Here is a 7,842-nt window from a genome sequence, read left to right on the forward strand (position 1 = left end):
TCGCCATTTTGAAATGGCGAAGCGCTTTTATTGGTTGTTGATTTTAATGCTCAAATCAGGCTGCAGCAGTAAATTTTTAGCAATCTGCATTTTGAGACTCTGCAGATATTTTTGCGGCGACTGTTGGCTGTACTGTTTAAAAAGGTGAAGCGCGGTACTTTGGCTGATGTGAAACTCGGCAATGATTGAAGCGATTGAAATTGTCCGGGGAACTTTGGCATTGAAAATCTGTTCGTTGAGCTCATCTTTAATACGCATTGAGATCTGCTGAAACAAAGCATAATGATCGATTTCATTTTGCTTAGGTAACTGATCTTTGTTGGCATGCAGATGATGAATCAGCGTTCCAATCACGTTGATCGTGTTTAGCTCGATCGTCAGCCGGTCGCTTAATGAATATTGATTACCGATGATGCTGATGATCTGTTCAAGCGATTGGCGCAGTTCGTCATAGTAAGGCGCGGTCTGATCAATAATCTGGTTGGTAAAGTTTTTCACCAGCAGATATTTGATAGCTGGGTCGTCAAGGTTAAAATGCATGGTGAAATAGGTCATTGATTCGTTGCCCCAGCAATAGTTGGTGTGTTCCATACCGATGGGAATGATCATCATTTCACCGGATTTAATGATTTTTTCGGCTGATTCGGTAACTGTTCTTTGCGCGCCATCCAAGATGTACATAATCTCAAAGGCTGGGTGGTGCTCAGTTGGCCAGCGCCAGCCAGGCTCGACGGTTTCGGTATGACCGCCAAAAAATGAAAAAGTAGTGTTGATCGTTGGCAGATAGCCGTCTTCCAAAAACTGCATGCTTATTCCTCCTGTTTTTAGCTTATGATATTGTATCCGCTTTCCAAAGAAACTTAAACTTGATAAAATAAACTCGATAGCATTTTAGCGGGTAAGGTACGTTTTGATTATTGATTTCAAAACAAATCTAAAAAAGTAAAGCAATTGCAAAACTAAAAGTGATTTGATTTACATTGAACGGTAAAAGTGTTAAATTATAGATGTAGTTAATAATCATTCTAAATTAAAGGAGAGGATTATAATGAACTTTATCGGTCAAGAAATCGCGGACTTTAAGGTGCGTGCCTATCAAGATGGTGAGACAATGGATGTAACCAAGCAGGACGTTCTTGGCAAGTGGAGCATTTTCTTCTTCTACCCGGCTGACTTTTCATTTGTCTGCCCAACAGAACTGGAAGCGCTGCAGGACAACTATGAAGCCTTTAAGCAGGCCAACGCGGAAATCTACTCGGTTTCAGAAGATACTGAATTCGTTCACAAGGCATGGGCTGAAGCATCTGAAAAAATCGGTAAGATTAAATACCACATGCTGGCCGACCCAGCCGGCAAACTGGCGCGGATGTTCGACGTTTTGAATGAGGATGAGGGACAGGCTTATCGGGGCGTATTCATCGTTGATCCCGATGGCAAGATTCAATCATACACGATCAATAACATGGGGATTGGTCGTTCCGCCGAGGAGATTCTGCGGACGTTGCAGGCTGCTCAGTTTGTTCGTGAGCATGGCGACCAAGTCTGCCCAGCCAACTGGAAGCCAGGTCAGGATACCATTAAGCCAAGCTTGGATTTGGTCGGCAAGCTTTAATGATTGCAGGTGATTAAAATGGCAGCAGAACATATTTATGATCTGATTATCGTGGGCGCTGGGCCTGCGGGGTTGACTGCTGGCATCTATGCTGGTCGGGCAACCCTGGATACCTTAATTTTGGAGGCGGACACGGTCGGCGGTCAGGTTACTACGACTTCAACGGTCTACAACTATCCCGGCAATGCGGCCATTGACGGCACCAAACTGATGAATCAGATGCAGCAGCAGACTGCTGACTTTGGCGTTAAGATTCAAAAAGACGATATCGTTAAGTTTGAGCTTGATGGCGACGTTAAAAAGCTGACCGGCAAAAGCGGCAGCATCTATCAGACCCGCAGCGTCATTTTGGCAATGGGAGCCAGTCCACGCAAGGTTGGCTTTCCGGGTGAAGAAGAGTTTCGCGGGCGTGGCGTGGCTTACTGTTCAACCTGTGATGGCGAGCTGTTTAGTGGTCTGCAGGTGTTTGTTGTCGGCGGTGGTTACTCAGCTGCTGAAGAAGCCGATTATCTGACCCGGTTTGCCAAGCACGTGACGGTCCTCGTGCGGGGTGATCATTTTAAGTGCGCACCGCTAACGGCTTCTCGGGCACTGGACAATCCGAAAGTCAGTGTTTTGTACCATACCGAGGTCAAGCGCGTTGATGGTGATCAGTACTTGAAATCGCTGACGATGGTCAATAATCAAACCGGCGAGGAAACGGTCTACCATGTCGATGATGGCGACCAAACCTTTGGCGTCTTTATTTATGTTGGCACGCAACCGGCTACTGAGCAGTTAAAGGGTATCGTTGATCTGGATGAACGCGGCTATATTCACGTTGATCAAACCGGAGCAACTGATCTGCCTGGCGTCTATGCAGCGGGCGACGTCATCGTCAAGCAGCTGCGTCAGATCATCACGGCCGCGGCTGATGGGGCGGTAGCAGCTACCAGCGCGGAAAAATACGTGACGGAACAAAAACAGCGGTTGGGAATCCCGGTTCATGTCAAAAAAGAGGTTCCCAAAGCAGCTACGGTTGGGCAGACCTCACAGGTTGAAAGTAAGCAGCCCGTTGCTCATCATACTGGCGACTGGTTTACACCAGACCTGGTTGCTCAGATGCAAGGTGTCTTTAGCCGGCTGACCAAAGACGTCACGCTGCAGCTTTTGGAAGACGATACGGAACTGAGTCAAGAGATGGACAGCTTTATTGGTGAACTGGTAAAGCTCAATGATCACCTCAAGATTCAAAAAGCCACCGCACCCGATAGCCTGGTCTATACACCTCAGCTGCGTCTGGTCGTTGATGATATCGATACTGGGCTGCACTATGCTGGCGTGCCAACCGGTCATGAATTGACGTCATTGATTTTAGGCATCTACAACGTGGGCGGTCCAGGGCAAAGCGTTGAACCAGCACTGGCTGAACGAATCAAAACGCTGCCATCGACTGATATTAAGATTGGGGTCTCTTTAACGTGTCACTTCTGTCCGGATGTCGTGGCTGCTTGTCAGCGGATGGCTTCGCTCAATCCGCGCATTACAGCAACAATGATTGATCTGCAGCATTTCCCGGCTTTAAGAAAGGAACGGCAGATTATGAGCGTACCGGCTACGATTATCAATGACGGACCGGTGATCTTCGGCAGTCAATCGCTTGAGGAACTGGTTGCGGCAGCTGAAAAAGCAACAGAATAAATTAATACAAAATGTCTTGGGGCTTGATATGAACCCCAGGCATTTTTTTACTGGTGCAAAAGATTCAGCTGATGGCGCTGGCGGTACTGTTGCGGTGCAATGCCAACGATTTTTTTAAAGCAGCGCGAGGCGTAGTTGGGGGTTGCAAAGCCAAGGACGGCAGCAATTTCGGTAATTGGCTGATCGGTCCAGAGCAGCATGGATTTAAAACGGCTGATCCGATATGAGTTTTCATATTGATTGATCGTCTGGCCGGTTTCCTGTTTATAAAGATGGGCCAGATAATATTTGTCACGCTGCAGGTCATGAGCCAGGGCATCCAAAGAGTAATTTTGGCCGCAGTGATCGCGCAGGGCAGTCTCGATTTTTTGCGTCAGCAAGCCCTTTTGGTTATTTTGCGTCTGCTGAGTTTTTTGAATGCGCTGAATAAAGATCTGACCGGTTGCCTGCAGTCGCGCGTTTAGCTGCTCAATCGTTTGGAGGCTTTCAACCTGCTGGCAGAGCTGATCAGAAAGGGCAAACGCCTCATTGGGAGCAAGGCCGCCTTCGATAGCCTGTCTAGTCAGCAAAGTGATGTGGCAGATTAAAAGATTTTTTTGATTGCGCAGTCGATCCTTGGCAACCTGACCAAAGGTACCTGAGCTGGTTAAAAGGCGGAAATAATGCTGATAGCTTAAGTCGTCACCATCACGAACCGCGCTTAGCATCTGCTTTTCCAACTCATAGCTGTTATGGTTTTCTAAAATATGCTCTGGTAATGGCAGCTCGTTTTCAAATGTTTTATGAATTTTTGGCCAATGCTGGTTGAGCCCAAACCAGATAGCGCTGCCGGCCTGCTCCAAATGATGTTGAGTACAGCTGCGCAGATTTTGCCAGATCAAAAGCCGGTGTTTTGAGTTAACCAGCAAGGCGCCCCTAATCACCGAACTGGGTGCCAGCAAAAAAATTCCAGGTGCAAAAGCGGCAGCAGCCAATTTTTTCAGATATGAGTTGGGCAGCTTGACAATTGCCGGTCGGTTCCAGACATCGGTAAGTTGACCGGCTGCATCCAGCTGATTGATTTCTAGTTGAGTAATTTCCTGCATGTTTTGGAGAAATTTTAACGATTCGGTCATGATCCACCTCAATAAACGCAATTTAAGACAATAATTAGCAAGATTAGATAGGCGAAGATTTTGAAAAACATTATAATGGCATCAGAAAGCGGTTGCGAATATTTTTGAAAATGAGGTAGCAGTATGACAAAAGTAGACTTGAATTTTGTTGAAGGCCTGACGCTGGAAGAGCGCGCCGACCTGGTTTCTGGAACGGATTTTTGGTTTACGGCCAAGGTTTCAGGAATGGATCCCATGCTGATGACGGATGGTCCTTCTGGCTTGCGTAAACAGGTGAACGTGCATAGTGCCATGGATCAAAGTATCGAAGCCGTATGTTTCCCTTGTTCGGCATTGACAGCCAGCTCATTTGACGATCAGATGCTGGAAAAGCTGGGTGAACAGTTGGGAACGGCTGCCCGTGCTGAAAAGATCGGCGTGCTGCTGGGGCCTGGGGTCAATATCAAGCGCAGTCCATTAGCCGGCCGCAATTTTGAATATTTTTCTGAAGATCCGCTGTTGGCTGGTCGAATGGGAACGGCCTATGTCAAAGGAGTACAGAGTACGGGCGTTGGCGTCAGCGTTAAGCATTTTGCCACCAACAACCGGGAAGATCAGCGCTTTACCAATTCATCGGATGTTGATGAACGAACGTTGCGAGAAATCTATCTGGCACAGTTTGAACGAATCGTGAAACAAGCGCACCCAGCTACGATCATGTGTTCCTATAATAAGCTGAATGGGGTTCAAGTATCGCAAAACCAGCGCCTTTTGACTAATATTCTGCGTGATGAATGGGGCTATCAAGGCCTGGTCATGTCGGATTGGGGAGCCGTTGTTGACCATATTGCAGCAGTTAAGGCTGGCTTGGATCTGGAAATGCCAGGCAAAGGGGATGCCTCAAAAGAAGAAATCATTCGAGCCGTTAAGGAGGGCCGTCTTCAAGAGTCAACGTTGAATCGTTCTGCGCTGCGCGTTTTAGAAATGGCTGAGCGTTATGGTCATCCAAAGACGCCAGCGCCAGCATATGATATGGAAGCTCAGCATGAGTTTGCCCGCCAGCTGGCTGATGACAGTATTGTCTTGTTGAAAAACGAAAAACAAGAACTGCCATTGAGTGATTCCGCCAAACTGGCAGTAATTGGCGAGCTGGCCGAAAAGCCGCGTTTTGAAGGTGGTGGCAGCTCACATGTCAACGCCCATCGCGTAGTAACGCCTAAAGAGGTCATGCCTGAAAATGCGGTTTACGCGCAAGGCTACCGTTTGGATAGTGATCAACCAGATGAACAATTGACTGCTGAGGCAATGGCGCTAGCTAAAAACAGTGATCAAGTGGTCTTCTTCGCTGGTTTCCCTAAAGCTATGGAATCAGAAGGCTTTGACAAACATTCCATTAGTCTGCCAGCTAACCAGAATATACTGCTCGAACAGCTGCTGACGGTCAATCCGCACGTGGTTGTAGTCCTTCAAAACGGTTCAGCGGTTGAGATGCCTTGGGAACCAAAGACGCCAGCCATTGTTGAGACTTATCTGGCTGGGGAGGCAGTCGGTGAAGCTACCTGGGATATTTTGTCTGGCCAAGTCAATCCTTCAGGCAAGCTTTCCGAAACGTTCCCTAAGCGATTGGCTGACAATCCAACTTATCCGACCTTTGGCAAGGATCGCAGACATGAAGTCTATCGTGAAGGAATTTTGATGGGTTACCGCTACTACGATGCCAAGCAGCTAGCTGTACGCTTCCCATTTGGCCACGGCTTGAGCTACACGACGTTTGCCTATCAAAACCTGACGATCAGGGAAAATAGTGATGACGTTACAGTCAGCTTTGATTTAGAGAATACAGGCAGTCAAGCAGGCAAGGAAGTTGCTCAGGTCTACGTGGCTAATCACGCTAGCCAGACGATTATGCCAATTGATGAACTGCGCGATTTTGTTAAAGTTGAGCTGCAGCCGGGGGAGACCAAGCATCTGACCTTTAAGCTCTCGCGGCGCGCGTTTGCCTGGTATAACTCTGAAACTGAAAGTTGGGAAGCCGATAATGGTCAATATGAGATTTTAGTCGGCAGCTCGTCGCGTGATATTCGACTGCGGCAAGAGTTTGAGCTGACGATTGGGACGAACCCGCTTGGTAAGATTACTGGAGAAACCTATGTTGGCGAACTGATGGGAAACGCTGATGAACGAATCAAGCAGATCATTGCTGAAATGGGTCTGACGGCTACTTTTGATAAGTTCATGTCGCCTGAATTGGCACCGGTTTTTGCTAATATTCCCTTGCGTTCATTAACGATGGCGGATGTTGATGCTGAAACGGTTCATGAGCTGTTGCAAAAATTAAATGAACTAGATTAGTTAATTAAATATCAATTTTTATTCGTGCAACCGTATGTTTTGCAATCATGATGCTTATTAGCGATTCTACTAATAATGACAAGTTTCAGATCAACGTTGAAACCGGCTCCACAATCGGCTATCATTTTATTATGAAATCATATGTTAGATAGATTTAAGGAAAGAAGTGTTTTTTAATGACGCAAATTTCATTTGACGCCAGTGCACTGAAGAAGTTCGTGCACGAAAACGAACTGGGCGAAATGCAGGCCATGGTCAATGCCGCTGACAGCGAATTACGCAATGGTACGGGGGCTGGTGCTGACTTCCGTGACTGGCTGCATCTGCCAACGGAATATGATCATGAGGAATTTGACCGCATCAAGCAGGCGGCCAAGCAGATTCAATCCGATTCTGAAGTGCTGGTTGTCATTGGGATTGGTGGCTCTTATCTGGGTACGCGGATGGCCATTGACTTTTTGCACAACTCGTTCTACTACTCACAAGAACCAGCAGATCGCAAGTTCCCATTGGTTCTGTTTGCCGGTAACTCACTGAGTTCATCTTATTTGCATGATCTGGTTAAGCTGATCGGCGACCGCGACTTTTCCGTCAACGTGGTCTCCAAGTCTGGTACGACCACGGAACCAGCCATTGCCTTCCGGATCTTCCGCGAGCTGCTGGTCAAGAAGTATGGTGAAGCCGGTGCCAACAAGCGCATCTATGCTACGACCGATGCTAAGCGCGGTGCTTTGAAGACTGAAGCCGACGCGGCTGGCTGGGAAACGTTTGTCATTCCAGATGGCGTTGGTGGCCGCTACTCAGTTTTGAGTGCTGTTGGCTTGCTGCCGATTGCCGTTTCTGGTGCCGACATCGACCAACTGATGGCTGGGGCCGCGGATGCTGAAAAGTCATACACCAACCCAGACCTGACGCAAAACGAGGCCTACCAATACGCCGCCTATCGCAACATTTTGTATCGCAAGGGCTTTACGACGGAGCTGCTAGAAAACTACGAGCCAAACATGACGATGTTTGCCGAATGGTGGAAGCAGCTGGCCGGTGAATCCGAAGGCAAGGATCAAAAGGGCATCTACCCATCCAGCGCCAACTTTACGACTGATT

The 7,842-nt window shown here is 47.7% G+C and carries 6 protein-coding genes; 4 read left to right on the top strand and 2 right to left on the bottom strand.

All coding sequences use genetic code 11. From position 1 onward, the window contains the following. Window positions 1-27: 27 nt before the first annotated feature. Complete coding sequence (locus tag ACLUWI_RS08075) at window positions 28-807, bottom strand: AraC family ligand binding domain-containing protein (protein WP_412146887.1); 780 nt, start codon at window positions 805-807, stop codon at window positions 28-30. Between the two features lie 241 nt (window positions 808-1,048). On the opposite strand from ACLUWI_RS08075, the gene ahpC reads away from it, so the two are divergent. Then, window positions 1,049-1,612, top strand: a complete 564-nt coding sequence (ahpC, locus tag ACLUWI_RS08080; protein WP_006500333.1) for an alkyl hydroperoxide reductase subunit C — start codon at window positions 1,049-1,051, stop codon at window positions 1,610-1,612. Between the two features lie 18 nt (window positions 1,613-1,630). After that, window positions 1,631-3,292 carry an FAD-dependent oxidoreductase gene (locus tag ACLUWI_RS08085; protein WP_412146888.1) on the top strand — a complete coding sequence of 554 codons (1,662 nt, stop codon included), beginning with the start codon at window positions 1,631-1,633 and terminating at the stop codon, window positions 3,290-3,292. A 47-nt stretch (window positions 3,293-3,339) separates the two neighbouring features. On the opposite strand, the gene ACLUWI_RS08090 is transcribed toward ACLUWI_RS08085, so the two are convergent. After that, complete coding sequence (locus tag ACLUWI_RS08090) at window positions 3,340-4,407, bottom strand: helix-turn-helix domain-containing protein (RefSeq protein WP_412146889.1); 1,068 nt, start codon at window positions 4,405-4,407, stop codon at window positions 3,340-3,342. 123 nt (window positions 4,408-4,530) lie between these two features. Between ACLUWI_RS08090 and ACLUWI_RS08095 the strand changes: the two genes are divergently transcribed. Together ACLUWI_RS08095 and ACLUWI_RS08100 are read left to right on the top strand one after the other, a co-directional pair. Continuing rightward, on the top strand, window positions 4,531-6,738 hold the full coding sequence (locus tag ACLUWI_RS08095) for a beta-glucosidase family protein (RefSeq protein WP_412146890.1): 2,208 nt from the start codon (window positions 4,531-4,533) through the stop codon (window positions 6,736-6,738). 176 nt (window positions 6,739-6,914) lie between these two features. Beyond that, window positions 6,915-7,842 (top strand): glucose-6-phosphate isomerase (locus tag ACLUWI_RS08100; protein ID WP_412146891.1); only part of this gene is annotated, 928 nt, incomplete at its 3' end.

It is taken from the genome of Limosilactobacillus mucosae (assembly GCF_046939755.1).
Taxonomy (GTDB): domain Bacteria; phylum Bacillota; class Bacilli; order Lactobacillales; family Lactobacillaceae; genus Limosilactobacillus; species Limosilactobacillus mucosae_A.

Excerpts from the sequence above, each read along its gene's own strand:
- ACLUWI_RS08075 (WP_412146887.1), bottom strand. The coding sequence starts at position 807 with ATGCAGTTTTTGGAAGACGGCTATCTGCCAACGATCAACACTACTTTT.
- ahpC (WP_006500333.1), top strand. The coding sequence starts at position 1,049 with ATGAACTTTATCGGTCAAGAAATCGCGGACTTTAAGGTGCGTGCCTAT.
- ACLUWI_RS08085 (WP_412146888.1), top strand. The coding sequence starts at position 1,631 with ATGGCAGCAGAACATATTTATGATCTGATTATCGTGGGCGCTGGGCCT.
- ACLUWI_RS08090 (WP_412146889.1), bottom strand. The coding sequence starts at position 4,407 with ATGACCGAATCGTTAAAATTTCTCCAAAACATGCAGGAAATTACTCAA.
- ACLUWI_RS08095 (WP_412146890.1), top strand. The coding sequence starts at position 4,531 with ATGACAAAAGTAGACTTGAATTTTGTTGAAGGCCTGACGCTGGAAGAG.